This window comes from Streptococcus sp. CL6.35 (assembly GCF_049737915.1).
Lineage (GTDB): Bacteria > Bacillota > Bacilli > Lactobacillales > Streptococcaceae > Streptococcus.
The window spans coordinates 194,874-220,737 of record NZ_JBKOTU010000003.1 but is presented as its reverse complement, the minus strand read 5'-3'; the positions used below and the strand labels follow the sequence as shown (position 1 = coordinate 220,737).

At 39.5% G+C, this 25,864-nt stretch carries 24 protein-coding genes; 2 read left to right on the top strand and 22 right to left on the bottom strand.

What is annotated here, in order from left to right; all coding sequences use genetic code 11:
• Positions 1-116: 116 nt before the first annotated feature.
• The 4 genes from ACLNCP_RS05610 to ACLNCP_RS05595 form a co-directional block, all read right to left on the bottom strand.
• Positions 117-1,043: a hypothetical protein gene (locus ACLNCP_RS05610; RefSeq protein WP_194250701.1), complete on the bottom strand. Its 927-nt coding sequence runs from the start codon at positions 1,041-1,043 to the stop codon at positions 117-119.
• An 84-nt stretch (positions 1,044-1,127) separates the two neighbouring features.
• Positions 1,128-1,541 (bottom strand): hypothetical protein, encoded by a 414-nt coding sequence (locus tag ACLNCP_RS05605; protein ID WP_153199527.1) that lies wholly within the window; start codon positions 1,539-1,541, stop codon positions 1,128-1,130.
• An 81-nt stretch (positions 1,542-1,622) separates the two neighbouring features.
• Positions 1,623-2,180 carry a hypothetical protein gene (locus ACLNCP_RS05600; protein WP_153199525.1) on the bottom strand — a complete coding sequence of 186 codons (558 nt, stop codon included), beginning with the start codon at positions 2,178-2,180 and terminating at the stop codon, positions 1,623-1,625.
• 51 nt (positions 2,181-2,231) lie between these two features.
• A complete protein-coding gene (locus ACLNCP_RS05595; protein WP_153199523.1) occupies positions 2,232-3,206 on the bottom strand; it encodes a choline-binding protein C in 975 nt (324 codons plus the stop codon).
• 387 nt (positions 3,207-3,593) lie between these two features.
• On the opposite strand from ACLNCP_RS05595, the gene ACLNCP_RS05590 reads away from it, so the two are divergent.
• Entirely contained in the window at positions 3,594-4,499 is a 906-nt protein-coding gene (locus tag ACLNCP_RS05590; protein WP_049502386.1) for a helix-turn-helix domain-containing protein, read from the top strand.
• A 39-nt stretch (positions 4,500-4,538) separates the two neighbouring features.
• Here the strand turns inward: ACLNCP_RS05590 and ACLNCP_RS05585 are convergent, their stop codons facing one another.
• The 5 genes from ACLNCP_RS05585 to miaA are packed head-to-tail and all read right to left on the bottom strand — an operon-like array spanning position 4,539 to position 8,990.
• Entirely contained in the window at positions 4,539-5,294 is a 756-nt protein-coding gene (locus ACLNCP_RS05585) for an SDR family NAD(P)-dependent oxidoreductase (protein ID WP_153199521.1), read from the bottom strand.
• Positions 5,295-5,314: 20 nt separating this feature from the next.
• Complete coding sequence (rnz, locus tag ACLNCP_RS05580) at positions 5,315-6,244, bottom strand: ribonuclease Z (protein WP_045607262.1); 930 nt, start codon at positions 6,242-6,244, stop codon at positions 5,315-5,317.
• A gap of 14 nt (positions 6,245-6,258) precedes the next feature.
• Entirely contained in the window at positions 6,259-6,882 is a 624-nt protein-coding gene (locus ACLNCP_RS05575) for a cystathionine beta-lyase (RefSeq protein WP_261011066.1), read from the bottom strand.
• Complete coding sequence (gene hflX / locus ACLNCP_RS05570; RefSeq protein ID WP_261011067.1) at positions 6,875-8,113, bottom strand: GTPase HflX; 1,239 nt, start codon at positions 8,111-8,113, stop codon at positions 6,875-6,877. The genes ACLNCP_RS05575 and hflX overlap by 8 nt, the downstream gene beginning before the upstream one ends.
• Complete coding sequence (gene miaA, locus ACLNCP_RS05565; RefSeq protein ID WP_261011559.1) at positions 8,106-8,990, bottom strand: tRNA (adenosine(37)-N6)-dimethylallyltransferase MiaA; 885 nt, start codon at positions 8,988-8,990, stop codon at positions 8,106-8,108. The genes hflX and miaA overlap by 8 nt, the downstream gene beginning before the upstream one ends.
• A gap of 120 nt (positions 8,991-9,110) precedes the next feature.
• Between miaA and ACLNCP_RS05560 the strand changes: the two genes are divergently transcribed.
• Positions 9,111-9,281 carry a DUF3042 family protein gene (locus ACLNCP_RS05560; protein WP_001051780.1) on the top strand — a complete coding sequence of 57 codons (171 nt, stop codon included), beginning with the start codon at positions 9,111-9,113 and terminating at the stop codon, positions 9,279-9,281.
• A gap of 50 nt (positions 9,282-9,331) precedes the next feature.
• Here ACLNCP_RS05560 and ACLNCP_RS05555 read toward each other — a convergent pair whose 3' ends face one another.
• The 13 genes from ACLNCP_RS05555 to ccdA2 form a co-directional block, all read right to left on the bottom strand.
• Positions 9,332-10,171: a thymidylate synthase gene (locus ACLNCP_RS05555; protein ID WP_125454742.1), complete on the bottom strand. Its 840-nt coding sequence runs from the start codon at positions 10,169-10,171 to the stop codon at positions 9,332-9,334.
• 97 nt (positions 10,172-10,268) lie between these two features.
• Positions 10,269-11,228 carry an ROK family glucokinase gene (locus tag ACLNCP_RS05550; RefSeq protein ID WP_031227726.1) on the bottom strand — a complete coding sequence of 320 codons (960 nt, stop codon included), beginning with the start codon at positions 11,226-11,228 and terminating at the stop codon, positions 10,269-10,271.
• 111 nt (positions 11,229-11,339) lie between these two features.
• The gene (locus ACLNCP_RS05545; protein ID WP_424844161.1) at positions 11,340-11,792 is read right to left on the bottom strand and encodes an excalibur calcium-binding domain-containing protein; all 453 of its coding nucleotides are present in this window, start codon (positions 11,790-11,792) and stop codon (positions 11,340-11,342) included.
• Positions 11,793-11,841: 49 nt separating this feature from the next.
• Positions 11,842-12,459 carry an alpha/beta fold hydrolase gene (locus ACLNCP_RS05540; RefSeq protein WP_261011070.1) on the bottom strand — a complete coding sequence of 206 codons (618 nt, stop codon included), beginning with the start codon at positions 12,457-12,459 and terminating at the stop codon, positions 11,842-11,844.
• Complete coding sequence (gene pabB, locus ACLNCP_RS05535) at positions 12,460-14,181, bottom strand: aminodeoxychorismate synthase component I (protein ID WP_424844160.1); 1,722 nt, start codon at positions 14,179-14,181, stop codon at positions 12,460-12,462.
• A 75-nt stretch (positions 14,182-14,256) separates the two neighbouring features.
• Positions 14,257-17,001 (bottom strand): ZmpA/ZmpB/ZmpC family metallo-endopeptidase, encoded by a 2,745-nt coding sequence (locus ACLNCP_RS05530; RefSeq protein ID WP_424844159.1) that lies wholly within the window; start codon positions 16,999-17,001, stop codon positions 14,257-14,259.
• A 66-nt stretch (positions 17,002-17,067) separates the two neighbouring features.
• Positions 17,068-19,971 carry a ZmpA/ZmpB/ZmpC family metallo-endopeptidase-related protein gene (locus ACLNCP_RS05525; RefSeq protein WP_424844158.1) on the bottom strand — a complete coding sequence of 968 codons (2,904 nt, stop codon included), beginning with the start codon at positions 19,969-19,971 and terminating at the stop codon, positions 17,068-17,070.
• A 192-nt stretch (positions 19,972-20,163) separates the two neighbouring features.
• Positions 20,164-20,727, bottom strand: a complete 564-nt coding sequence (locus ACLNCP_RS05520) for a TIGR01440 family protein (RefSeq protein WP_424844157.1) — start codon at positions 20,725-20,727, stop codon at positions 20,164-20,166.
• Positions 20,728-20,841: 114 nt separating this feature from the next.
• Positions 20,842-22,533: a cache domain-containing sensor histidine kinase gene (locus ACLNCP_RS05515; RefSeq protein WP_424844156.1), complete on the bottom strand. Its 1,692-nt coding sequence runs from the start codon at positions 22,531-22,533 to the stop codon at positions 20,842-20,844.
• Positions 22,530-23,267, bottom strand: a complete 738-nt coding sequence (locus tag ACLNCP_RS05510; protein ID WP_000222625.1) for a response regulator transcription factor — start codon at positions 23,265-23,267, stop codon at positions 22,530-22,532. The genes ACLNCP_RS05515 and ACLNCP_RS05510 overlap by 4 nt, the downstream gene beginning before the upstream one ends.
• A gap of 70 nt (positions 23,268-23,337) precedes the next feature.
• Positions 23,338-24,450 carry a peptide-methionine (R)-S-oxide reductase MsrB gene (gene msrB, locus ACLNCP_RS05505; protein ID WP_424844155.1) on the bottom strand — a complete coding sequence of 371 codons (1,113 nt, stop codon included), beginning with the start codon at positions 24,448-24,450 and terminating at the stop codon, positions 23,338-23,340.
• Between the two features lie 9 nt (positions 24,451-24,459).
• A complete protein-coding gene (locus ACLNCP_RS05500; protein ID WP_084862517.1) occupies positions 24,460-25,023 on the bottom strand; it encodes a redoxin family protein in 564 nt (187 codons plus the stop codon).
• Positions 25,024-25,036: 13 nt separating this feature from the next.
• Positions 25,037-25,747 carry a thiol-disulfide oxidoreductase-associated membrane protein CcdA2 gene (gene ccdA2 / locus ACLNCP_RS05495; RefSeq protein WP_424844154.1) on the bottom strand — a complete coding sequence of 237 codons (711 nt, stop codon included), beginning with the start codon at positions 25,745-25,747 and terminating at the stop codon, positions 25,037-25,039.
• Positions 25,748-25,864: the final 117 nt, after the last annotated feature.

The following is a 25,864-nucleotide window of genomic DNA, read 5'->3' as shown; positions in this document are numbered from 1 at the left end:
TTTCTAAACCATTAAAAATCTAAATAAAATGACTTATAGATATCATTTCATTTAGATTTTATCATTTATTAATCTATCTACAGTTTTATGTCATATTTAAGTTTTAATTTCACTGACTAAAACATTCTTCTGATTGAATCTTCCACAGAATGCTCAATACCTCTAAAAATTCCCCTAGTAACTTTCAAAGTAAAGAATACAACTTTTCCTAAAACTTTGAAAAATCCAATACTAATTCTAATTAAGATTGATAGCATTTTTTCCAAAATATTCCCAGCCTTTTCTACCCTTTCTTGAGTTAATAAATCAGACACTTTTCTTTTTTGCGAAGAAATTTCTTGATTTCTATTATCACTCGATATCGTACTTTCAGAATCCAATTCACTCCCCTGTACTTCAGAAATTTGATTCACATTTTGAATTGAAGGCATTTTTACTGGTTCATTTTGACTCTTTTTTTTTATAGGATGTTGACGATTATATTTAATAGCAAAGAACCAACCATAGAAAATTGTGAAATACCATGTTGCTATTAAAAGCACTATACCAACACTCACACAAACAATCCTAATTCCAAACTGAATCGCAAACATTCCACTAACTGCGTCAAGTGCACGATCAATTGCCCTATCATATACTGGTTCAATGGATGTAGGATATCCACGATAATCATAATAGATTCTATGTTTTAAATAAATATCCCCTTTATCCATTTCCTCTCTATATGCAGCACCTATTTGCTTAAACATAAAACTGAAGAAAAATCCTTTTGGTATAATATTTGAGACTACTTTAAAAATGTAAGAAAATACATACGGATACAATAGAATATTGATAATTGCCCAAATAATATGGAACACAATACCTAATATTACAAAAAACTGATTATGTGAATGAGCAACATTAAATTTCTCAAACTCAGCAATTTCTGAAAATATTCTTACAGTATTGTAATAGGTGATAAAACCTAATACACCTACACCTAAAAAATTAATTGGATTTAAATAATACCAAAATGGAAAACGAAATAAAATTTTTTTCATTTCAACCTAAAACCTCTCTTATCACTATATAATACCGAATTTCTACTATAACATTCATCCCAACTACTACTGAAATGAAATTATTTAATTCATTTTTTCACTAGTAGCTTTATCACCTTTTATAATCATTATTGCTGCGAAAAGATTTATTACAACACATACATAATATAGAATCGCTCCAAGACCTAAATTCGATCTTCCAACCAATTCTTTTGTTATTGAAAAATGAACAAGAATTCCAAATAGACTTAACAGAATAACTATAATCGATGTAATAATTTGAAGCACTCTTCCTTTTCCAATTACTAAAGATAATAAGAAATTAATTACAAATGCTCCGTACCAAACCAAAAATAGATACCATAATGGTACATCCAAATATTCTGAAACATGTTCACTTACCGGAGCTAGTGATTGATTACCTGATGTAACAACAGGCAATAAGAAAGTAATTAGGCCAACCAAGCTGGCTAGAGTTATTAATTTTTTAAATTTCATTTGATATTCTCCCTATATACAATATACAATTTCTTACCCCAGTAACTTTTAGGGTACTGAGGTAAGCTTTGAATGCGTTGTCTATTTTACTCGGTTAAAGGTTTGATCTGGCTCTTGAAGATAGAGTTCTTTATCTTTTAACATATATTTTGTTTTTCCTATTTCTCTTCCTTCATCGTCTGTTATTGTCAATACTTTCTTTTGTTTATTAATTTTCACTAATCTTTTTTCTTTGTCTCCGTCTGAATCTTCAGAGATGACGGTCCCAGCATTTCCTTTAATCACCATGATTAAATGATCACGTTTTGTTAAAATTTCATAAGTTCCATCTAAGGGATCACTGGTTAATTTGCGAACTCCAAAGAACACAATAAGAAAGATAGCTAGGCTTATCCCGATAGATTGTAAAGGTTTTGTTTCAAATAGTTTTTTAATCTTTTCAATGAGACCATTCATATCTAGATTTTCGATTTGTTGTCCAGCTTTATCTACAAAACTTGATGCCTCTTTTTTGATTGCTTCTACTCTATCAGGCTTCTCTTTAACTACTTCATTAATTGATTCTTCCATTCTTTCCGTAGTCTCTTCGACTTTTTCTATGGTCACTTCTTCGTTCGTTTGGTTTTCATGTTTTTCCATTATTTTCTCCCAGTTTAAAATAAGTTTTATCTACAATATAGATTTATTTTCTTATTTCACCCACTTACCTGAGCCATCTACTTTGTAACCATCTGGTGTACGTTCGTTAACTGCCATCTTACCATTTGACTTGAGATAGTAGTCACCTACCCATGTGTTACGAGCATAGCTGCCTTCTGATGTTAGGTAATAGTAAGAGCTATAGCTGCTATCATAGACCCACTCGCTCTTGGCCATTTTACCATTTGATTTGAGGTAATAGCTACCTACCCAAGTGTTACGCGCATAGCTACCCTCAGATGTTAGGTAATAGTATGAACTATAGTTTTTATCGTAAATCCACTCGCTTTTAGCCATGTAGCCACCTGATTTGAGGTAATAATTACCTGACCAAGCATTCTGAACATAGTTACCGGAAGCATTTAGGTAGAAGTATGAATTGTACTGAACATCAAAAATCCATTGATTAACTACTTTCACACCAGCTTTGTAGTAAGAAGAACCTGACCAGCCAGTCTGACCTGAGCTAGAGTTAGTGGTTTGTTTTGGAGTTTCAGTAGCTGTTGGTGTCTCTACCTTCTTAATCGGATAATATTCACCTCTAGAGATTCTAAAAACTTCTGAACGTCCAAAGTAACGTTTTCCAAAATCACCTGAACTGTAAATATCTAGATGGTAGTTCCCATCTTTTACTAAGACTATATTAATTCCCTGTCTTATTCTATTACTTCCTCCAAATCTTCCAAAAGTGTGTGAAGAAGCAAGTTCTCCAGTATCTTCATTAACTATATCAAAATCAAGATATGTATTATCATTAGTTGTAGAACTTCTTTGAAGGTCAACCAAAAGTGTATCAACTGTATCACCTCCTGCTGTCTGTATCAAGGTGATTTTCAAGGGATTTTGAGTATCTTTTACACTCATATCTGTTAAGGCATGAACCTCTGTTGGTTTAGAGGTTACATAACCTACTGACAATAAAGCACCGGCTAGTAAAGAAGAAGCCAACATTTTTCTATTTTTCATAATAAAACTCCTTATATATTTCTCTTTTTCAATAAATTTTATGATAATTATCTTATAACCTTAAAAGTAAATATGATAGTTTTCTAGCGTCGAGCATTTAAATTTTCCCCATTTCATTTTCTCCTTTGATGGCTGATAGAATAGGATTGAGTGATAAGTCAATCCTTGTTATACTAGTATAACAACCTAACTTTATTTCCTATCCTTTCCCTTATCATACCATAATAGATATTTAAATTTTTCGCTATTTAAACTATAGTTTCAATCTTGTTCATAAAAATAAAAAATAGCATAGAATTCTAGTATTTTGTAACTATAGTTTTCTTTCTCCATTTTTTTCTCTAAATTTTTGTATAATAGTCTTAGAAGTATGTAAGGAGATTATTTATGGAAAATCTATACCCATTTGGAGCTACATTTAAGTACCTGCGCGAAGCACGAGGACTCAGCCTAAAGGAAGCCGCCTCAGATATCGTATCACCACAGTTCCTAAGTCAATTTGAAAAAGGAGAAAAAGGAATTTCACTTGAAAACTTTGCCAAACTTTTAATTGTTATCGGAGTTGAATGGAATGATTTTGTTCTCGCCTATGCAAATAAAGGTGGAGACTGCTTAGAATTACCTGCTATTGAATTTGGCAAGCATGTGGTCCATGAAGAAGATATCCTCACTTACATTGAAGAATACGAAAAATTATTTGATGTCTATCTAAAAGACAATCCACTTCAAGCAGAAATGATTTTTAAATCTATTAAATTAAGACATTATCCAACCATATCAAAGAGTCCAGAAACCATTGCCAGAATTCAAAACATTATCAAGCATTTAATGAAATCGGATGTCTTTAATAGTATCGAACTTGAAATTTATCGTGTTATCGTCAATCATTGCCCGATGGAACTCATTGACCATATGACCAAACAATTACTACTTATGTACAAAGAAAGTGCTAATACTGACACCTACATACGTATTTTAAATGCTCTTACTTTCTCTGCAAAATACTTCTCTGAATTGGGCTACTATCAAAAGGCTGATGATATTATTAAAAAAATTAAATCACTTCAGACCTTCGAACGAGGCTATCTAGCTATTCCCCTCATGTTTCTAGAAGTTGAACATGTTTACAATCAATTTAGATGGAATAAACCTGAGGCTATTCCTTTAGCGAAAAATCTATTTAATTATCTTCAAAGCGCAAAATTTATTGATCAGCAATACTACTCTAATTTTATCAATGCCTTCACCTATCACTGCCACGCATTAAATAAGACAGGTATTGATTTGTTCTAATCGTCAAAAAAGTTGCTCCATGTTAGGAACAACTTTTTTTTATTTATAATTAAAAATCTCCCCTGCCAACTTATCAGCAAGCTTAGGAAAGAGAGTATAAAACTTATGGGCTAGTTTTAACAAAAAAGGAAGATTGAGTTCTCGTTTGTTTTTTCCTATAATCTTGACAATCTTTTTAGCCACTGCATCTGGTTCTAGCAGGAAGCGGTCAACCGATTTGAGATAGGTGCCATCTGGATCGGCCTGGTCAAAAAATCCTGTGCGGATTGGTCCTGGATTGACTGTTGTCACATAGACTCCATATGACATAAGTTCGAGGCGCAGAGCATTTGAAAAACCAATAGCCGCAAACTTGGTCGCTGAGTAGAGACTGGACTTGCCAGTAGCGATTAAACCTGCCATGCTGACGATATTGATGATATGGCCTTTTCGACTTTCCTTCATTCGAGCCGCAAGGCGACAAGACAGATTCATTAGGGCAAAGGTATTGACCTCAAACATCTGATGAATATCTTGGTCAGAAATCTGGTCAAATTCCTCAAAGATCCCGTAACCAGCGTTGTTTATCAAGACATCAATCTTGCCATAGCGGAGATAGAGGTCTGCTACCAGAGTTTCTAAGGCTGAATCATCGGTAATATCGATTTCAATCAATTCTGCTTGTGGATGATTTCCGTAGAGTTGAGCTAATTTTTCCTTATTTCTACCAAGCAAGATGAGTTGGTCATTTGGCAGGAGTTTGACCATTTCTTGGGCTAGACCACCGCTAGCTCCGGTAATGAGAATAGTAGTCATACTTATCCTTTCTGTGACTGCTAGATTTCTACTTCTTCCAAGTCTTTGACCACATGGACATTTTCAAAAATGCTAGCAGCATCTTTCTTGAGCTTGCTGATATCTTTTGAAAGGAAACGGGCACTGATATGGTTGAGCAAGAGGCGTTTGGCTCCTGCTTCTACTGCTACTTGTGCAGCTTGCATGTTAGTAGAGTGGCCATGGTTACGAGCAATTTTTTCATCACCCTTGCCATAAGTGGACTCATGGACAAGGACATCGGCATTAACAGCCAGACGCACACTGGCATCCGTTTTTCGAGTGTCTCCTAAAATAGTGATAATTTTACCTGGACGTGGAGCTGAGATATAGTCTGCTGCCTTGATTTCAGTCCCATCTTCAAGAACAACGTTCTGACCATTCTTGATTTTCCCAAAAAGTGGGCCAAATGGGACACCAGCAGCCTTGAGCTTTTCAGCATCTAAGGTACCTTCTAGGTCCTTTTGCATGACACGATAGCCAACGCAGAAAATAGTATGGTCCAACTCCTCTGCATACACTGTGAATTTATCGGTCTCAAGGATTTTTCCTAAAGAATCTTGGTCAAACTCATGAAAATGAATACGGTAAGGCAGGCGCGAACCTGACACACGAAGGCTGGTTAAGACAAAGGACTTGATCCCTTGAGGTCCATAGATTTCCAAATCCGTCTGCTCTTCATTGGCCTGAAAGGCACGACTAGAAAGGAAACCTGGTAAGCCAAAAATGTGGTCTCCATGCAGGTGGGTGATAAAGATTTTGCTAACCTTACGCGGTCGAATTGTGGTTTCCAGAATGCGATTTTGCGTACCTTCTCCACAGTCAAAGAGCCAGACTTCGTTAATCTCGTCCAAAAGTTTCAGAGCGAGACTTGAAACGTTGCGGGCTTTAGAGGGCTGACCAGCCCCCGTTCCTAAAAATTGAATATCCATTCGATACTTTCTAATTAATTAATATATAACATGGCTGTGCGGTTTTCCGATCGGAAATAGCGCTTGCCAGAAAAAGCAGTAGCTTCTTGTAATAACTCCTCTTGGCTGTAACCTTTAAGACGCTTGCGACCATCAGCCAAGCTTTCCAAATCAGTCAAAGCTGTTAGACTCTCCATGCTAACAACTTCTTCATCTCCAACAGCCTTCATGTAAATCTTGCCAGACTCTTCAAAGACCAGTTGATGGGGGAAAATTTGCGCAATTTCAAAAAGCAAGTCATCCGAGATTACTTCCTCATTTTCAGAAAAAATCCGACCAAGATCCTCACTCTCATAGCAAAAACCAAAAGACTTGCCAGACAGATTCAGACGAATAAAGGGCTTATTTTCAAAGGTGAAACTTGGTTCAGCATTGTAAAGATTCAACTCCTGGCTGAGTTCTGCAAAATAATCCGTCGCAGCTTGAGGACTCTTTTTTTGATATAGTTCTGCAAAGTAAGCATTGACCACGCTGGGCGGAGGTGTGATAAGTGCCAACTGCTCCTGCTCTGTCTTGCCAGCTAGAAGCTGATCCAGATAGAGCTTGTCCAGACTTGTATAGCCCCCATATTTTAGAGCCAACGTTTTAATATCAGTCATAAAATTCCTCTAACCTCCATTTATTTTTCTCGGAAATGTAGCCTGTAATCACTTCGCCGTCCTCCTGATAATCACGTTCTTCAAGAATCGCAACACTTTCTAAATCGTGAATCTTGTAAGATTTTGAAAAAGACACGCGCAGGGTAAAAGATTCAAAAATATCCTTGATTTTCTCTAAAAATAGTACCTGCAAATTCTCACGACTATCCTCAGACTTGGCAGAAATGAGGGCATAAGGCGTTTGGGTAGGCGTGAAATCCTCCACCAAATCCGCTTTATTATAGAGGGTCAAGCGAGGAATGTCGTCCATGTCCAGGTCTTTCATGATGGACAGAACTGTTTTTTCATGCTCCTCATGGTAAGGATTGCTGGCATCGATAACATGAACCAGAAGGTCCACATGCTTGCTTTCTTCTAAGGTTGACTTGAAACTGGACACCAACTCTGTCGGCAAATCTTGGATAAAGCCAACGGTATCTGTCAAAGTTACTTGGAGATTGCCTCCCAGATGGATACTCTTAGTCGTCGCGTCCAAAGTCGCAAAGAGCTCGTCTGCTTCATACTGGGTCTTACTGGTCAAGGTGTTCATGATGGTTGATTTTCCAGCATTGGTGTAACCAATCAAACCAATCTTAAAGGTACTTGACTCCAAACGTTTTTCTCGAACTGTCGCCCGATTTTTCTCAACCACCTTGAGCTGGCGCTCGATATCTGTGATCTGATTGCGAACACTACGACGGTTCAGCTCCAGCTGGCTTTCACCAGGTCCACGGGAACCAATTCCCCCTGCCTGACGACTGAGCATAATTCCCTGGCCAACCAAGCGAGGCAAGAGATATTTGAGCTGGGCTAGGTGAACTTGGAGCTTCCCTTCATGGCTTCGAGCTCGCATGGCAAAGATATCCAGAATCAACTGCATACGGTCAATGACCTTAACACCCAGAACTTCCTCTAGATTGACATTTTGCCGTGGAGTTAAACGATTGTTGACGATGACAGTGGTAATTTCTTCTGCATCCACCATGAGCGCAATTTCTTCTAACTTACCAGAGCCGACGAAGGTCTTGGAATCATATTTTTCACGTTTTTGTCTGTAGCTATCAACGACGACTGCCCCAGCTGTCTTAGCCAGACTGGCCAACTCTTCCATGGAGAGGTCAAAATTGTCCATGCCCTGTAATTCCACACCGATGAGAAGGACGCGTTCCTCTTTTTTCTCTGTTTCAATCATCTAAAAACTCCTCAATCTGGCTAAAAATACGCTCCTGCACACCAGACTCTCCAATCTGATAAAAGGTGACCTGCATGCGATTACGGAACCAGGTCAACTGACGCTTGGCAAAACGACGGGTCGCCTGTTTGAGACTCTCACTCGCTTCCTCAAGAGTTTGCTCGCCACGGAAATAAGGAAAGAGTTCCTTGTAACCAATCCCTTTAGCAGCCTGTACATCAGGATAATGGTCAAACAGCCACTTAGCTTCGTCTATAAGTCCAGCTTCAAACATCAAATCAACTCGGTGGTTGATACGTTCATAAAGCTGACTACGTTCATCATCCAAGCAGATAATCAATGGTTCATACAAGGTCTCTTGATTTTCTAAATCCTGACCAAAATGGGCTATTTCCAAGGCACGCATAGCACGACGACGATTAAACTGAGGAATCTCAAGGCCTGCTTGCTTCACAAGATGGGATAATTCCTCATCTGAATATGGCTCCAAACTAGCTCGATAAGCTAGAATCTCCTCATGGGGAGTCTCCCCACCTAGATGGTATCCTTCAAGTAAACTCTGGATATAAAGTCCAGTACCACCAGCGATAATGGCTAGCTTGCCACGGCTGTGAATATCCTCAATCACCATCTTAGCTTCTGAAACAAAATCAAAAGCCGAGTAAGACTCGGTTACCTCTCTAACATCAATTAAATGATGGGGAACAGCTGCCTGTTCTTCTGGACTAGCTTTAGCCGTCCCAATATCTAGACCTCGGTAAACCTGCTGACTATCACCGCTAACCACTTCGCCATTAAAACGCTTTGCAACTTCAATGGCAAGGGCTGTTTTTCCAACAGCAGTCGGTCCAACGATCACAATTATTTTTGTTTTCATCTTTTTTCCTTGAAAAATTCCCATTTTTTCGTTACTATTATTATAACACAAAAAAGTCAGTCAGAAAAATGTGACCTCTTGAAGGGGCTGGCTGATTGAGAATATAAAGGAGGAAGACTCATGGCTAAAGGATTCGCTAAAGGTCTTGTAACAGGTGTCGCAGGAACTGTCGCTGCCGTCGCAGGTGCAGTATACGCATTTAAAAAGAAAGTGATCGAACCAGAAGAGCAAAAAGCAGCTTTCATCGAAGAAAACCGTAAAAAAGCAGCCCGTCGCCGCGTATCACGTTAAAAAACAAAAGAAGTTGAGATTTATTGTCTCAACTTCTTTTTTCTATTCTTTTAAATAGCTAGGTCAAACTTCAACTGTGGCTTGACAGGGTCATAATCCACCAATTCAAAATCTTCTGCTTTGATATCAAAGAAATTGGTCTTATCTGGCACATTTAAAACCAAACGTGGTTGGCAGTTTGACGGCTCACGACGGAGCAATTCCTGAGCTTGTTCAAATTGATTGTCATAGATATGGAGATTATTGATAAAGTAGAAGAACTTACCAACCTTCCAGCCAAAATGCTTGGCAATCATCATTTGAAGAGCCACATACTGCATAGCATTGATATGGTGGGCCACCAGCATATCATTCGAACGCTGGGTCAAGGTCGCATCCAGATAGATTTCTCCATCTACACGGCGGACATCAAACATAGTCTGAAAGGCGCACGGGAGCAACCCATCTGTTTCTTCGAAAGCTTGGTAATCCCAGAGTGATATGATATTGCGGCGGTTCCAAGGGTTGGCTTCCAACTGCTTGAGAAGCTTATTGATGATGTCGTGTTTCTTAACGACCGCCCCGTAACGCTCACCAATAGTTCCTGTATCACCCACTTCCCAGTCATTCCAATAGTGAACATTGTACTTGTCATTGAGAACTTCTAGGCTATTCGACTGGTCTTGGTAGATCCAGAGAACTTCTTTGATGGCGGATTTGATGGCAATGGGACGCAAGGTTGTGATGGGGAATTCCCCCTTTGCCAAGTCATACTCGGCAAATGCACCCGTTACATACTTGGAGTTGGCAACTGTCCCATCCTTGTACTTGGGGCGGGCATGCTCAGAAAAGACACCGTCTTTGAGGATTCGTTCAATATTTTCTTTAAAAATCGTATCTGCTTTTGTCATTTACTCTCACCTCATTTATTATCCTAACTAGTATAGCATAAAAAAGAAAGGAGGAAAATCACTGGCTTTAAAGTAGTGTTTTCCCCTTTTTATTATCTTATTGCAATACAAGTGATGCTGCTCCGATAACCCCAGCGTCATTTCCTAGAGTTGCAAGAGCCAATTTTGTTGATGTGCGTACTTGTGGGAAGGTATTTTCGTCGTAAACCTTTTGAACACCTTGTAGAAGGAATTCTCCTGCAGCTGACACACCGCCACCGATAACGATTGTTGATGGGTTTAGGATTGAGCCAATGTTAGCACAAGCGATTCCCAAGTAACGTGAGAAATTACGGTAAACGATCAAAGCAAGATCGTCTCCTTCTTTTGCCAAATCAAAGACAGTCTTAGCAGTTACTTCTTCTCCATTATCAATCAAGCGTTTCAAGGCTGCATCACCTTCGTATTCGTCGGCATAACGACGAGTCAAGTTGACAATACCTGTTGCTGAAGCAACTGTCTCAAGGCAACCTTTCTTACCGCAAGTACATGCGATTGGTTGGTCAAAGTCAACAGTGATGTGGCCAAGCTCACCTGCTGCACCAGCAACACCGTGAAGCAATTTGCCTTCTGCGACGATACCGCCACCAACACCTGTACCAAGTGTCATAAAGACAACGTCTGGTTGGTTATCACCAGCCCCCATCCAACGTTCACCAAGAGCTGCTACGTTGGCATCATTATCGATGAAAAATGGAATGCCCAAGGCTTTTTCAATCTTTTCTTTAATCGGTTGAAGGGTTTTCCAGTTGAGGTTGTAGGCACCGATAACAGTTCCTTTTTCACGGTCAACCACACCAGGTGATCCCATTCCAATACCTTGGAAGTCTGCTGCTGCCAATCCAAGCAAGTCCAAACGATGTTGAATAGACTCAATCATATCATCTACGATATGACTTCCCTCATCCAAAATGTTGGTCTTGATAGACCATTTTTCTTGGATTTCTCCTGCTGTTGTCAAGATTGCAAATTTGATAGAAGTTCCACCAAGGTCAATCCCAATAATCTTTTGACTCATCATATTCTCCTTTTTCATTATGAATTAATTGAAAATGCTTACAGTACTAGTATAACAAATTTTAGTTGCTTATGCAAAGGTTTGCATTAACTTTCTGGATTTTATCCTGACTTATGGTTTCCAGAGACCTGAAGCATCTACATAATAACGGCCTCCATCAACTCGCTCATTTTTAGCCATTTTACCATCTGATTTCAAGTAATAGTTTCCCTGCCATGCATTTTTCACTGGATTTCCATTTTCATCAAAATAGTACCAAGCGCCATCCTGCTCAACCCAACCACTTGTTGTTGCTGAACTTGTGTTAGTTTGAGCCACCGTTGATTGTTTTGCTTTGAAAGCACCCTTAGGAGCATTCTTCAATTCACAAGCTACACCATCATGGTCTCGGTCTAACTTGGCAGAATATCCTGGTTCTCCCTCGTGAATATCCGAGTATCCATTCGCCCAAGCTTCCTTACAACTAGAAAAATGAACGTTTTCTTCTGCTAACACAGGTTGTGAAAACAAGGCTAAAGCTGGCAGGGTAGCCAGACTCATTTTTAAAAATAGACGTTTGTTCATTTCTTTCTCCCATAATTATGATATCGTTTTCAATATTATTTTATCAAACTTATTTCAGCAATTCAAGGAAACTTCTGGTATTTTCTACAAACTCCTTTGGTTTTTCCTTATTCAAGACATGAGGACCGTCAGGGATGATCTGGAACTGGGAATTTGACATCAGTTCTTGAATAGCTTTCATTGAACTAAGATTTGGCTTATCCTGACTACCACAAATTAACAAAGTTGGATAGGGACAATTCTTTGCAATCTCCCTTAAATCAAGTGTTTTTAATTCTTCGGAAACTCTAACCATAAGAGCCTTATCTGCTCCCTGTTTTTCAAACACCCTTTTGGGAAGTAGTTTAAAAATCAGCAACTGAATGTAAAAAAGGATATTGCCCGCCACTTTCAATGGACAGCCTGACAAAACCAAGGCCTGAAGATTTGGTAAATCGTAACTGGAAAGTTCTAGTGCCAGAGCAGCACCTAAGGACAATCCAATCAAAACAAAAGGTTCTGTCTCTTTTGATAAATACTGATAGATGCGCTCCTTGGCTTCTTGATAGGTAGCAACTCCGGAAGGAAATAACTCTAGGGCTTCAGAAGGATAATCTACAAGCAACTCTTGCACTTCTTGCCAACTATCTGCTGACTGGCCTAATCCATGTAAAAATATTAGTTTCATTTAGTTCTCCCTTACTGACAATTCATACAAGCCCCTGACTGCATTACAGCCATAAATAGCTTCTGCTCCCTTCAAATCTTCTATGGTCAAGGCTTTCTCTTCTACCTGTTCTGTTTCCAGCAAATGCTGACGATAAATTCCTGGTAAGATTCCCAGTCGGATAGACGGTGTGTAGAGTTGCCCAGCGATTTTCAGAACCAAATTTCCAATAGAGGTTTCAAGCAATTTTCCTCTTTGATTATGGTAAATCTTCTCTTGTTTCCCTAGGCTCAAGTGAGGTCGGTAGCTTGTTTTGAAGTAGGTAAAGGCTTGTTGCAAATTAGCTTCTTGCAGACAAAGTTGGGCCTGACAAAAACTTGGACTGAGGGGTGTTAATACTTGGCGATCGACTTCTAGCTCTCCAGACTTGCTGAGAGAAATACGCAAACGGTAATCTTGATTAGCATCACAAGCCTGACACTCTGCTTCAATCTTTTGTCTCAAAATTTCTGAGTCAAAAGGAAAAGCAAAATACCGACTAGCTGTTCTCAATCTTTCCAAATGCTGATCTTCAAACAACAAGTTCTTCTGGCTGATTTTTCCAGTTGTAATTAATTGGAAGCGAGCTTGTTTACGATAGAGAACTGCTGCCTTTTGATGAACCTCGCGGTATTCAGATTCCCATGTGCTATCCCATGTAATTCCTCCGCCAACTCCATAGATGGCTTTCCCTTGATACAGTTGAATAGTCCGGATAGCAACATTAAAAATTCGTCGCCCATTTGGAAGTAAAAGACCAATCGTTCCACAGTAGACTCCGCGTGGTTGTGGCTCCAAGTTCTTAATGATTTCCATAGTCGCAATTTTCGGTGCACCCGTTATAGATCCACAAGGAAAGAGAGAGCGAAAGATTTCAACAAGGTCAACATCCTCTCGCAACTGACTCTTGATGGTTGAAGTCATCTGCCAAACAGTTGAATACTGTTCTACCTGACACAAACGCTCCACATGCTCACTCCCCACTTCAGAAATACGGTTCATATCATTGCGCAAGAGGTCCACAATCATCATATTTTCAGAGCGATTTTTGGGATCCTGCTCCAACCAGCTAGCCTGTTCTAAATCTTCTTGGTCAGTCACTCCACGCTGAGTCGTTCCCTTCATTGGTCGCGTTGTCAACTCACGGTCATTTTGCTCAAAAAAGAGCTCTGGGCTCATGGAAATCACTGCCATCTCGTCATGTTCAACATAAGCATTGTAGCCCGCCTCCTGCTCTACTACCATACGATTGTAGATGGCAAAAGGATTGGCACTTAATTTTTGCTTGAGTTGGACGGTGTAGTTGACCTGATAGGTGTCTCCCTGCCGCAAATGATGATGTATCTGTGCAATCGCCTTTTCATAGTCTGCTGCAGATGTTACTTCCTGCCAGTTTGAAGGCAAATCAACCTCGTCATAAATCAGAGGAATAGGGGATGTTTCTACCCTATCATGAACTGTAAAATATAGCAGGTACTCTCCCAGTAGAGTAGCTTTATGAACTACTAATTTCTCCTCAAAAGCAGGTACAGCCTCGTAGCTGACATAGCCCACCACATAATATCCTTGCTCTTGGTAGCTTTCCACTTGTGCCAGCAAATCTGCCACTTCTGCTATATTTCTCGTTTTCAACTCTTTAATCGGCTGGGTAAAGGTGTATCTCTCCCCCAAAGCCCTAAAATCAATCACTGTTTTTCTATGCATACCTTAAGTATAGCACAAAAAGGCAGATTCAGATAAAACTGATCTACCTTTTTATTATTCTATTAGTCCTATCTACTATTTAGTAAACAAATCTCCAGAAAATCCATTAGATTTTTGTAAGAGTTGTTTATAAACTTTCTCTTTCAGACCAACTGTATTTCCAAATCCATTCCCTTTAAGATCTTTCTCAACTGCTTCATCAAATAATTCTTGAAGTCTTGCATAAGTTGAAATTTTCTCACCATTAATTTCAATTTCAACAAAACCTTTTTGAGCTTTCTCATGTACTTCATGGTACCAAGCAGATTTCCATTCTTCTAAGTTTTGGAATCTTCCATTTGAAACTTTCTTAATGATGAAATCATCTCCAACATAACCATTGTTTTCTTTCTTAGCAGCATCTTTATATTTATTAGAAGCGTATCCTAAGAAACCATCGAGATAACCAAAGTAACCCCACGTACGGAATGTATTATGTTTAAATGAAATAGAACCTACAGTACTTCTACTTGTATTACCACCATAGATACCTGCCATCATATTAACGGTTTGATAAGCAGTATCGAAACCTTCTGAACGATAACGTCCATTACCAGGCATTCCATGCTTGGTAACAAAGTTATTGTTTACCAATTGATCAATCGTTGTTAACTTCATGTTTTTCTCTTCATCATTTAAGTCACGAAGTTTATCCCATTGATGTGGTTCACCTTTTAGACTGTTACGATCAGCATTCGAACGCCATTCTCGATCCATTTTCTTGAACCACTTATCATTGGTTCCTTCATTTTTCTTAATGACCGCTTCAGCTTCTAAGTAATCAAGCATCATCATTGATTCATTATAGTTCTTCATGTAATGGTCAATCTTCTGACGACTATCTAGCATATTAGGATTATAGTTATACCATTGATTACCATCATTTTGACGTTCATACGCCATATTTAGCCCTAAGGCACCATATTCACCATTTGGATTTGAAACTGATGGTGATTGTAACATACCTTGAGCAAAGGCTTCAACGTCTGTTCCTTCACGGTGACGCCATGTTCCTAAGTAAGCCATACGGTCATTGATGTGAGTTGTTTCGTGAGTGAATGCAGATGTACCAAAATCACTAATCATGCTAGAGATGATGTAATATACAGCCTCTTGTGGTTGTGGATTTTGGAAGATATAAGCGTATGCACCCATTCCATTATATCCGTGCCACTTATCAGTCGGACCATAGAATTCACGAATTGGAGCAAAATCGCCTTTCTTCGTATGTCCCATACGGTCAACCCATCCCAAACCTGGTACATCATGGTTATCCCAAATTGCAGATGGTACCATATTTTCACTCTTAAGAAGATTATTTCGTACATTATCTGCAGCAAGTCTTGACCAGAAGTCTAAATAATTGATTTGTTCTTGCGCACGTAAATCAACTTGCTTCTTGAACGCTTCACGTTCTTCTGCTGTGTTCTTACCGTATTTCTCAAATGAACTAAACGCAATGGTATTATAGGTTGTAATTAAGATCATATGCGCTTTCTTCAAATTCAAAAGTGGTAAAATATAACGCCCATGATGTCCATTATTAATTACTTCATATAATTTATGTTTCTTATTAGCGAAATCTGGATTTGATGATTGTTTCTCAACAACATAAGCGTTATCTGCAATGTTATTCTTGAACCAAGTATTCATATCTGTTTCACTAGTGAATAATTCCATGTTGTACTTCAGGAATTCGTGTAAATTAGCTTTACCAGTAGCACTTGCAAGAGCTCTGTTAAATGCATCGTGTGATTGATCACCTTTTAGGTTGTTACCATTTGATGCGAAGCTGATTAATCTATCAAGTACGTTAACGTTCTTACCGTAGAAATCCGGTTTGAAGGTCATCATATTTTTGATATTTAATCCGTCAAATTTAATTCCATAGTATTGGTTTAAGTAAGCCAGAGCTAACATGATTTTAGCTTTGTTATCTTCAACTTTTTTAATCAATGCACGTTTAGCTGCTTCGTCCGTATTTAATTGATGGTCTTCATTTTCAACTAAAGCTTTAACTAAAGCATCAAGATTATCTTTTACTTCTTTGAAGCTTTCTTCCATGTATAACATCTTAGGATTGTTATTAATCTTACGAACTTCATCTGAATCAAGTTCAACAGAAGCTAATTTAGCTTTGATATCGCTGATCAATTGTGTCCTATCTTTAACAACCATATTTGGTGTATAGACAATATCACCTAATCCTTCAATACTATATTCACGAACTTGTTGAACCTTAGATTCTTTTTGTGTAATAGCCTTAATTTCTTTCGTCTTATCAGCGTAATGAATCATAATATGGTCAGCATCTGATAAGTCGGTCACAAATTGTCCATCTTTCATACCTGTAACAGATAAAACTTCCGTATTTAGTAATTTAGAATCTGCAGGAATCTTATTACCTTGATTTACAATCCATTCTTTGTTGTAGAACGGTTGAAGTTTTTCAATATTACGGTAAGCAAGTTCACGAGATACGTCATAATCTTGAGTAGATTTGTAAGTATCTGCTTTTGTTGCCTTATGGTTTAACTTATCTACAAAATATTCAGTTATTGTATATTCATGTGCAGTAATTCCCATTTTAGCAATTCTTGCATCAGCTTCTTCTTGGGAAACACCTTTCCAACGACTAGAACGAGAATAAGATTGTTTACCTTCACTTACACCATTAACGAATACATTATTATTTCGAACCCAGTTTGCACCAAAGTAATCATCATCCTCTGCATCACGAGAACCGTAAAGAATCTCACCACCATTCTTCACTTTCATCATGGTAACGTTATTTTCAGCAAGCCCCCACGACCAGTTAGAATGAAGCAGACCACCTGTCTCAAGAGGTTATTTCACATCAATCGTACCTTTTGCCACGGAATTCTTCAGACGTCCCCATGCACTAACGTCCATTGGGTTATCACCGTGATTCAATTTAGCAACAAGGCCACCGACCTTAGCTTTATTCCCTTTAATATATGCATCAATGTAAGAGTTGTCGGTGTTACTTCTCCAACTTTCACTTACAAGTCCACCAGACCACCATCCTGCATTACCAACACTTGTAATATTACCAATAAATGCAACATTACGCATGTTTGATTCATCCAGTTTATTGACCATACCAGTAACATCATTGTTACCTACTACGTTACCTGTCACTTTAATATTTTCAATCGTTGACTTTTTAAACATATCACCAAGCGGTGCTGTCTTATTAGCCCAAGGCATGTTGATATCGACATTACCTAGATTGAAGTCATGAATATGAGCGTTTTCAACTCGGTTGAATAGTGGACGCGCTAGGTTATGAATTGTAAAGCGGTTATCCCCATCACTAGACAACTTACCTTTAAACGTTCCTGTTACATACTGTTTACTTGGTGTTGGAACATTGGCAGCATTCAAATCTGCACCAAGTTTAAACTCACCAGTTGGGTCTTTTTGCATATCCTCAATGAGTTCTTTAAAGTTGTAATAGACATTTCCAATCTTTGGTAATTGTTTTTCAAAGTAATGAACATACTCTTCACTTAGTGTATCATCAGCTCTACGTTGAACTAAGTCAGGAGCTTTTGCTACCACTTTGTACAATGTTTTTCCATCAACAACAACTTCTTCAACAGAACTTACCGCAAGTCTTGTTGTTTTGTTATCATGAGTTGTCACTCGTAAGTAAAGTGGAGCAACATCTGTTGGTTTTTCAGATAATAAGCTCTTATCAGTTTCGTTACCAGCATCATCCACACTCATCAAGCTAGTTTCTTTGATGTTTTTGATTTCAACTTTTTTAAGGTCTAACTGAATTTCTTTATCTTCTAATGTTTCAGTTTCTTCGCCTTCTCCACGATCATAAACCATCGTTGTGGATAATGTATAGCCTTGATAATATTTCAAGTTGTCTAAAGTAGCTTGTAATTTATTTTCTTCTACTGTCACTTCTTTAACAACTTGTCCAGTCTTATCTTTCAGAGCTACTTTAATCGATTTGATTTCTACTCCAGCTGGTTTATTCAATGTATAACTAGCTGTAGCGCTCTTCTTCAAGACATCTTTATCTGTGTTAGCCCATTCTAAGGTTGGTTTTTCTAAACCTTTTGTACCTTTTTTGATAATTTCATCTTGAGGTGCTTGGAGAACTGTTTCTTCTACTGTTGGAGCTTCATTTGTTTTTTCTCCACGAATCGTTTTATAGATTTCAGTAATTTGTTTCTTACCTTCTACACCTTTTTGAGATACTTGTCTTGTTCCGCGTTTTAAAGTGTCATCTTCTTGTTCTTTTGTTTCAAAAGGAATGACTTCTTCTCTTGTTTCAACTACTGTTCCTTCAACTGGCTTTGTTCCTTTTTTAACGACTTTAGGAACAGCAGGAGTTTTTACTTCTGTAGTTGTAGAAAGGACTTTGTCTGTTTCCACACCTTCCACTGTTTCGTAAGTTGTTTTCGTAACTTGGATACCTTTAGAACCAGGGGTTTCAACTACTTCTTCATCCACATATTTTGTATCGTCTGGAACTACTTCTGTTGTGAAATCTAATTCACTTTCGGTAGACTTCTCAACTGTACCTGTTGTTACTTTATATTCTGGGTTTACTTCTTGTACTGGTGCTTGACCTTCTTGACCAGATTCTTGAGTTCCCTTTGTTGAAACTGGTTCTTTATATCCAGGAAGTTCTGGCTGTACTAAAGCTTGGCCTTGCTTCTCGCCTTCTTTTACTTCTTGAACACCTTTGGCTTCATGATACTCTGGTAGTTCTGGTTGCGTCAGAGCTTGTCCTACCTTACCTTCTTCTTGAGTTCCTTTTACTTCAACTGGAGCCTCTGGCAATTCAGGTTGTGTTAAGGCTTGGCCAGTTTTACCTTCCTCTTGCGTCCCTTTAGCTACCTGATGCGTTGGTTCAGCTTGTGGTACTGGAGTTGGAGCAGGTTGCACCTCTTTCTTCGTTCCGACTGCAATGACTTGCGACACAGGATTTTGGACTACTTGGTCTTCGATGACTTCTCTAACTTCTTGACCGTTGACCATTGAAACTTTGCTTAAAAGGCGACGCTGACCCTTTACTCCAGCTGTGACGATATGAGTCTGTCCTTCTGCTAGATTCGCATCTGGGCTTGTGATTGTTTCAAAAGGAATCTCCACCAAGCTCTCTTCCTGTATTGTCTGAGGCTTCTCAGAAACTGGTTTTTCTTCAATAGCAGGAGCAACTGGAGTCTCTACTACAGGATTCTCAACGATAGTTTCTGGAGCAACAGCAGGTCTTTCTTGAACGACTTCTGTTTTCTCGATTTCATTTGCATTTTGCTTTTCTACTGGAAACTGAGGCTGTTCTGCTGAATCTGGTCTTGATGGATGGAGTTCTGCTTCCTTGAAGTATCCGATGTATTCATAGCCTTCGATGTAAATAATTCCTTCAGCCAAACCTTCGTGTGTAGAGGCTGAAATAGTTTGGTTATAAGAAAGCAATTCTTTATTTTCAAATGCAAATGTCCCGTAAGGTACAAAGGTGCTGGCTCCTAAAGAACCAATCAAGAGAACACCTAGAACTTCTCTACGACCTTTTTTAGACACCAAAAAGACTGCTAGAGAAGCTGTTGCCAAGCCAAGACCTGCCAAAGCTAGTTCCTTACTTCCTGTATAAGGAAGTTGTTGACTATTAGTTGCCTTCTTGCGATAAACTACATAGAGAATATCATCATCTTGAAATTCTGTTGGAACCTCATGGTGAATCAGGGCTTTTTCAGACTCAGTCAATTCCTGCTCCGCCAAATAACGGTAATGAACGCTATGAGCACCGCCGACTTCATTGGCTTGAACCTTATCTACTGAAAGAGTACTAGCACCAAAAAGGAAGGCCCCAATGGCTACAGGACCTACCCCAACAGTTAGCTTACGAATCGAATATTTGGTGATTTTTTCTAGTTGTTGTTTTCGTTTTTCTCATTCTCACGACTTTCTGATAGAATCTTGTGGATACTGCGCACGCGCACCTCCAATTAATTTTGGACGGCTAGCAAGAGCCGTTACATGGGCATGCCCAATTTCTCTCAAAAGAGGGCGAATCGGAACCTGAACATGCTTGACATGCATACCAATTGCAGTGTCTCCGATATCCAATCCAGCATGAGCCTTGATAAATTCAACCTCAACTGGATCTTGCATAAACTTGAAGGCTGCCAACTGACCCGAACCCCCTGCATGAAGAGTAGGAAGGACACTAACGATTTCCAGACCCAACTGCTCTGCCAACTGACGTTCAACAACGAGGGCCCGATTGACATGTTCACAACCTTGAACAGCTAGATGAATTCCTTTTTCCTCTAGGATATCTAGGATGGTCTTCACGATGATTTCCCCAATTTCTTGGCTGGATTCCTTGCCAATCTGACCACCTATCACTTCACTAGAAGAAAGGCCCAAAACAAAGATAGATCCTTGCTTCAATTTGGCCTTTTCTAATACATCTTTTACAATCTGGCTTGTTTCTCTTTGAATGTCTTTTTCCTTCATACTTGATACCTCTTTTGTCATTATCTATCATATCGTTTTTTCTACGTTTTAGCAAGATAGACAACCTAGAAAGCTTCCCCAATTACGCATAAAACTCCCAGAATTGACTGGGAGTTAGCTAGTTTCTATTCTATTTATGTATATTTCAACTGTCGTACCTTTTGAGGGAATAGAATCAATCTTCATTTGGTAATCTTCTCCAAAATGAAGTTTGAGCCGTTGATCAACATTTTGAAGACCAACTCCACCACGTTTGAGTTGACTTTGACTACTATCGCTAGCATCTTGGAAACCAACGCCATCATCCTCAATACGGATGACCATTCCTGAATCCTGTTTCTGAACAGAAACTTTAATATGTCCCTGACCTTCCTTTTCCTTAATGCCATGGTAAAGGGCATTTTCTACCAAGGGTTGTAGCACCAACTTGGGCAAGACTAGCTTATCAAAGGCAGGATTTTCCTCAATCTCATATTCCAGCTTATCCCCATAACGTTGTTTCTGGATAAAGAGATACTGGCGGACATGGTTGATTTCGTCAGACAGGCAAATCAAATCCCTGCCTTGATTGAGCGCCAAGCGGAAATAGGTCGCCAAGGACTTGGTCACTTGAACCACTCTCTGACTATCCTGAAATTCAGCCATCCAGATGATGGTATCCAAGGTATTATAGAGGAAATGAGGATTAATCTGACTCGACAAAGCTTGAAGTTCATACTGGCGGGTTGCTTCTTCCTGCCTGCGAATAGCTGCCATCAACTGATCAATCTGATCCAGCATGGCATTAAACTGACGAGTCACTTCTCTCAGTTCATGGGCACCCGCTTCCTTGGCACGAAGATTTTGAGCGCCCGAAGCAATTTCCAGCATGGTTTCTCTCAAATCCTTCAAAGGAGCAATCCAGCGTTTAAGACTGAACCACACCAAGCAGAGACAAGCAAGAAGAGAGGTGATACTGGCCCCAAGCAAGGTCCACATGAGTTGACTCCGAACCTGGTCTAACTTCTCCAGCGAAGACACACCAAGCACCGTCCAATCAGTTCCAGCAATCTTTTCTTGACTGACATAGGATTGGTGATCTGGAGTATAACCTTGCCCTGTCTCAATATAGGGTTTCATGGCCTCCATTTCGCTAGACGAACTATAAACTGTATGTTGAGGATGATAAACAAATTCATGGTTTTCATTGATGATAAAGGCAAAGCCCTGCTGACCCAACTGAAGTTGGTTAAGATAGGCTTCCATAGTTTCATAAGAAATATCCAAACGAAGCACACCCAGATTGGCTCCCTTTACATCAACAAGTTCCTGAGTGACAGAAATGACCCACTGACTGTCCGATTTACGAGCTGGGGTCAAAACTGGCATGGCTCCCTGATGAATAGCCTTTTGGTACCAATCCTCAGCCATCATATCTGAGGAGGTTTTCATTTGCACACTATCATCTGTAGAAATGACCTGACCTGATTTGGTGACCAATACAACAGCTTTCAAGTCCTGGTCTGATTTTAAGATGGTCAAAAATAGATCTCGAATTCCCTTGACCTTGTCTTGACTGGGATTCTCAGCATAGGCTAGGACATCCGTCTGCTGGGTCAAACTGGTAGAGGTGGTTCCTAATTTTTTGATATAAGACTGGATAAAGTGGCTAGTCTGACTGATAGTCGTCTGGCTATTGCCCTCAATAGTAGCCTCAATGGCTGAAGAACTAGATTGATAGTAGAAAGTCCCAACCAGAGCTAGGAGAATGAGAAAGACCAGAAAGATGGAAATAACCATTCTGACTAAGAGAGAAGAACGTTTCATCGACCTTCCCCCTTCTTAAACTGACGAGGTGTCACACCCGCAATCTGTTTAAAGCGTTGGGTAAAATAGTTCATATCTTCAAAACCAACTTTCTCTGCGATCTCATAAATCTTTAAATCCGTTGTCAGAAGCAAGAGTTTGGCTTGTTTGACACGTTCTCGCACCAAATAATCCTGAAAAGGCAGGCCCAACTCTTTCTTAATCAAAGAACTCAGATAAGTCGGACTAAAGCCTAAGTCATTTGCTAAAGACTTTAAACTAAACTGGCTATCAGCCAGATGGGACTGGATTTTCTGGGCCATATTTCCCTCAAACTTATCAGTCAATAAATCTTGTAACTGCTCTTCTTTCTCTTCCTTATCCAACTTTTGCTTGATTTTCCCCAACATTTCCTCAATATCCTGACGAGAAAAGGGCTTAAGCAGGTAGTCATCCACACCGAGTTTGACAGCAGACAAAGCATAATCAAAATCATCGTAGCCTGTTAAAAAAACTAGATGAACCTGAGGATAGGTTTCTCGGACCAGACTGGCCAACTGAATGCCATTTAGCTGAGGCATATTGATATCGGTTAGAATGATATCTGGCACCTGCTTTTGTATCAATTCCCAAGCCTGCCTTCCATTTTCAGCCTGACCGATGATTTCCATATCGTAGGCTGCTACATTGACCAGCTTGGTCAAGCCTTGTCTTACCAGATATTCATCTTCTACGATTAAGATTGTGTAGGTCATGCTTCTCTCCTTTGTCACTTACTAGTATCAGTATAGCAAAATTCTCCTCTAACTGCTTAGGAAAGCCCTCTTAATCAACATAATCTAGTAAGTAAGCATAGCCTTTTTCTTCCATTTGATTTTTGGGAATAAAGCGGATAGAGAGACTATTAATACAGTAGCGCAAGCCACCCTTGTCCTGAGGCCCATCTGTAAAGACATGGCCTAGATGAGAATCTCCAACTCGGCTCCGCACTTCCATGCGCGTCATATTGTAGGATTTATCTTCCTTGTAGGTGGCAACATCTGGACTGATGGGTTGGGTAAAACTAGGCCAACCACAACCAGACTCAAACTTGTCCTTTGATGAAAAGAGGGGTTCGCCAGTTGCTACATCCACATAGATACCAGAGTCAAATTTATCCCAGTAGCGGTTAGAGAAAGCCCGTTCTGTTTGATTTTTCTGGGTGACTGCATACTCCTCAGGTGACAAGGTCTTTTTCAATTCTTCATCACTTGGTTTGGGATATTTGCTGGTATCGATGACGGGATAGGCTGCCTGATTGACATTGATATGGCAGTAGCCATTTGGATTTTTCTTGAGGTAGTCTTGGTGATAGTCCTCAGCCACCACAAAATTCTTCAAGGTTTCCTTTTCAACTGCTAGAGGTTGATCGTATTTCTTAGCCACCTCATCAAAGACTTGGTTAATCACCTCTAAATCCTTGTCATCTGTGTAATAAACACCAGTACGGTACTGGGTTCCCACATCATTTCCTTGTTTATTTTTGCTAGTTGGATTGATAATGCGGAAATAATGAAGCAGGATTTCCTTGAGGGAAATTTGATTGGCATCATAGGTAACATGAACAGTCTCCGCATGACCTGTTTGGTTAATCAATTCGTACTTGGTTGTTTCCCCTCTACCATTTGCATAGCCTGAAACGGCATCTGTCACCCCGGGAACACGTGAGAAATATTCCTCCACTCCCCAGAAGCAACCTCCAGCCAGATAAATTTCGTGTAAGTCTGCGTCTTTACTCACTTCTGTTTTTTTCACTGTTTTTCCTCCTTGGCTAACTGATGCTTTCTCAATTTGCGAGCTATCTGTCTGCCCTGCATTTCGCATCAATAGAAAATAGAAACCGGTTATGGCTAGGAAAAAGATTCCTGCCAAGACAAACAATTTTACTTTATCATTCATGACCTTTCTCTACCCCATTTCTTTCAATGTCTTTAAAATCATATCCTTATCCATAAAACCTGGTTGCGTTTTGACCAGCTTACCTTCCTTGTCTATAAAGGCTTGAGTTGGGTAAGAACGAACACCATAACTTTCCAAAAGTTTTCCTGATGGGTCAATTAGAACTGGGAAATTTTTATAATCCAAGCCCTTGTACCAGTTCTTAAAGTCCGATTCTGCTTGTTCCCCCTTATGTCCAGGTGACACTACTGTCAAGACCACATAATCATCACCAGCATCTTTAGCAATTTCATCCGTATCTGGAAGACTGGCTAGACAGATGGAACACCAAGAAGCCCAGAATTTGAGATAGACTTTCTTGCCCTTGTAATCAGACAAGCGGTAGGTCTTGCCATCTACTCCCGTCAGTTCGAAATCAGCAACCGCCTGACCTTTAGTAGCAGTTTGCGCACTGACTTGTTCTGTTTTGGTTTGCTCCTTCATAGTAGATTCGTCTGGCATGTTTTTAGCCGAACAGGCTGCCAAGCAACAGATTGAGCCTACTCCAAGGAGACATGTTTGCCATTTTTTCATTTCTTCTTCCTCTCTATTCAAATAATGTAGTCAAAATGGAAGCATTTCCCAAAAGCACCAAGATTCCCATCACGATAATGAGGAAACCACCCACTTTTTTGAGGGTTTCAAGGTAGAGATGAAGTTTTCGGAAATGTTTCAAAACATAGCTGGAGGCTAGAGCTAAAACCAAAAATGGTAGTGCTAGACCTAGCGTATAGATTAACATGAGACCAGCTCCCTGCCAAGCACCTGAACCACCTGAAGCCGCCAAGGCTAAAACAGAACCCAGAACCGGTCCCACACATGGCGTCCAAGCAAAACTAAAGGTCAACCCCAGTAAAAATGCCTGACTATAGCCGTTACCCTTTTGCCCTTGTCCCTTTAATTGTAGCCTTCTTTCCTTGTAGAGTCCCTTCAAATGTAAGACTTCCATCTGGTGCAATCCCAAGAGAATGATAACCGCACCCATCACATACTGAAACCAAGAGGTATACAGCAAATTGCCTAAAAAACCAGCTCCATAGCCTAGTAAGATAAAAACAAAGGATATCCCTGCTATAAAGGCCAAAGTTCTCAATAGACTAACAAGTGAGATTGAATATTTTCCACTAGAAGCCTGAGCACCATCTTCGTCATCCAACAAGACCCCTGCATAAACCGGTAACAAGGGTAAGATACACGGAGAAAAGAAGGAAAGAATTCCAGCAAGAAAAACACTGATAAAAAAGATTATATTATCCATTGCCTTCCTCCATTCTTTGATTTGATAAAACTATTATAGCCCCAAAACTCCAGAAAAAACAGGGACAATGATAGGGAAAAATAGGAATTTAATCAGATTATGTAAAAAATGTTGCAA

What these genes read in the sequence shown, in the direction of transcription:
- ACLNCP_RS05605 (WP_153199527.1), bottom strand. Translation starts at nt 1,541, where the DNA reads ATGAAATTTAAAAAATTAATAACTCTAGCCAGCTTGGTTGGCCTAATT.
- hflX (WP_261011067.1), bottom strand. Translation starts at nt 8,113, where the DNA reads ATGATTGAAACAGAGAAAAAAGAGGAACGCGTCCTTCTCATCGGTGTG.
- ACLNCP_RS05500 (WP_084862517.1), bottom strand. Translation starts at nt 25,023, where the DNA reads ATGAAAAAATGGCAAACATGTCTCCTTGGAGTAGGCTCAATCTGTTGC.
- ACLNCP_RS05530 (WP_424844159.1), bottom strand. Translation starts at nt 17,001, where the DNA reads ATGATGAAAGTGAAGAATGGTGGTGAGATTCTTTACGGTTCTCGTGAT.
- ACLNCP_RS05555 (WP_125454742.1), bottom strand. Translation starts at nt 10,171, where the DNA reads ATGACAAAAGCAGATACGATTTTTAAAGAAAATATTGAACGAATCCTC.
- ACLNCP_RS05515 (WP_424844156.1), bottom strand. Translation starts at nt 22,533, where the DNA reads ATGAAACGTTCTTCTCTCTTAGTCAGAATGGTTATTTCCATCTTTCTG.
- ACLNCP_RS05585 (WP_153199521.1), bottom strand. Translation starts at nt 5,294, where the DNA reads ATGACTACTATTCTCATTACCGGAGCTAGCGGTGGTCTAGCCCAAGAA.
- ACLNCP_RS05575 (WP_261011066.1), bottom strand. Translation starts at nt 6,882, where the DNA reads ATGACTGATATTAAAACGTTGGCTCTAAAATATGGGGGCTATACAAGT.
- ACLNCP_RS05610 (WP_194250701.1), bottom strand. Translation starts at nt 1,043, where the DNA reads ATGAAAAAAATTTTATTTCGTTTTCCATTTTGGTATTATTTAAATCCA.
- msrB (WP_424844155.1), bottom strand. Translation starts at nt 24,450, where the DNA reads ATGAATGATAAAGTAAAATTGTTTGTCTTGGCAGGAATCTTTTTCCTA.
- ACLNCP_RS05600 (WP_153199525.1), bottom strand. Translation starts at nt 2,180, where the DNA reads ATGGAAAAACATGAAAACCAAACGAACGAAGAAGTGACCATAGAAAAA.
- ACLNCP_RS05520 (WP_424844157.1), bottom strand. Translation starts at nt 20,727, where the DNA reads ATGAAGGAAAAAGACATTCAAAGAGAAACAAGCCAGATTGTAAAAGAT.
- ACLNCP_RS05590 (WP_049502386.1), top strand. Translation starts at nt 3,594, where the DNA reads ATGGAAAATCTATACCCATTTGGAGCTACATTTAAGTACCTGCGCGAA.
- pabB (WP_424844160.1), bottom strand. Translation starts at nt 14,181, where the DNA reads ATGCATAGAAAAACAGTGATTGATTTTAGGGCTTTGGGGGAGAGATAC.
- miaA (WP_261011559.1), bottom strand. Translation starts at nt 8,990, where the DNA reads ATGAAAACAAAAATAATTGTGATCGTTGGACCGACTGCTGTTGGAAAA.
- ccdA2 (WP_424844154.1), bottom strand. Translation starts at nt 25,747, where the DNA reads ATGGATAATATAATCTTTTTTATCAGTGTTTTTCTTGCTGGAATTCTT.
- rnz (WP_045607262.1), bottom strand. Translation starts at nt 6,244, where the DNA reads ATGGATATTCAATTTTTAGGAACGGGGGCTGGTCAGCCCTCTAAAGCC.
- ACLNCP_RS05595 (WP_153199523.1), bottom strand. Translation starts at nt 3,206, where the DNA reads ATGAAAAATAGAAAAATGTTGGCTTCTTCTTTACTAGCCGGTGCTTTA.
- ACLNCP_RS05550 (WP_031227726.1), bottom strand. Translation starts at nt 11,228, where the DNA reads ATGAGTCAAAAGATTATTGGGATTGACCTTGGTGGAACTTCTATCAAA.
- ACLNCP_RS05510 (WP_000222625.1), bottom strand. Translation starts at nt 23,267, where the DNA reads ATGACCTACACAATCTTAATCGTAGAAGATGAATATCTGGTAAGACAA.
- ACLNCP_RS05560 (WP_001051780.1), top strand. Translation starts at nt 9,111, where the DNA reads ATGGCTAAAGGATTCGCTAAAGGTCTTGTAACAGGTGTCGCAGGAACT.
- ACLNCP_RS05540 (WP_261011070.1), bottom strand. Translation starts at nt 12,459, where the DNA reads ATGAAACTAATATTTTTACATGGATTAGGCCAGTCAGCAGATAGTTGG.
- ACLNCP_RS05545 (WP_424844161.1), bottom strand. Translation starts at nt 11,792, where the DNA reads ATGAACAAACGTCTATTTTTAAAAATGAGTCTGGCTACCCTGCCAGCT.